This is a genomic window from Bradyrhizobium sp. CCBAU 51745 (assembly GCF_028128715.1).
In the GTDB taxonomy this organism is placed as follows: Bacteria; Pseudomonadota; Alphaproteobacteria; order Rhizobiales; family Xanthobacteraceae; genus Bradyrhizobium; species Bradyrhizobium manausense.
Window position 1 is genome coordinate 1 of the sequence record NZ_LBJP01000032.1, and the last position, 929, is coordinate 929.

Below are 929 nucleotides of genomic sequence, written 5' to 3' on the forward strand. Positions count from 1 at the left end.
TCCGGACTTCATACGTCGTAATGAGGGCCTATTCGATCACTTCGTCGGCTTGAGCGAGCAGCGATGAAGAGATATTGACGCCAAGCGCTCTCGCAGCTTTCAAGTTAACGACGAGTTCAAATTTGACCGGCAGCTGCACGGGAAGATCAGCAATTTGCGAGCCTCTCAGGACGTGGTCGACGTAAGATGCGGCTCGCCGGTACAAATCAAGGATATCGACGCCGTAAGACATCAATCCGCCGCCTGAAGCAAAGAAGCGAAAGGCATAGATTGCGGGAACACGGTCTCGGGCGGCTGTCGAGACTATCAGCTCACGATGAATGCCATTGAAAATATCTGGCATAACCACGAGCCCACCACCGGGTTCGCCGGCAATCGCGGCAATCGCTTGTTCGAGCCCGGCAGCGTCGCGCACCGGCACGGCCCTCGGTTCGACACCCAGGGATGTTGCAGCTGCCTCAAGCGGACGCAAGTAATACGCCCCGCCCCCCGGCGCGGTCTCCGGGTTGAAAATACAATGGACCCGCGCGAGTCCGGGCGCGATTTGCTTCAGCAGATCAACCCACTTTCCCGCGAGTGAGGGCTCCAGATCGACGAGGCCACTCGCGTTCCCACCGGGCTTGGCCAAGCTGGCAACAAAACCGCTTTTGATCGGATCAGTAACCTGCACGAAAACGATGGGAATGGTGCGTGTCTCAGCCAGTAATGCCGTCACTATGGCAGTGTTCTGGGCGACGATGGCATCGGGCCTCTGACTGACCAGCTCTTTCGCGAAAATCCGGGTGCGTTCAGGATCGCCACCAGCCCAGCGGTATTCAATCTGGACAGTACGGTCCCGCTTCCAACCAAGCTGCGAAAGCCCTTGCTCAAGTGCCTGAGCCTGTTTCTCTCCTTCGGGGTCCCCAAGCGGGCGCCCCAACAGTACTCCA

Annotated in this window: 1 protein-coding gene; it reads right to left on the reverse strand. The window is 58.3% G+C overall.

Going from position 1 to position 929, the window contains the following annotated elements; translation table 11 throughout:
• Positions 1 to 28 precede the first annotated feature (28 nt).
• The coding region (locus tag XH98_RS12940; RefSeq protein ID WP_271618811.1) for an ABC transporter substrate-binding protein at positions 29 to 929 on the reverse strand (901 nt) is incomplete at its 5' end.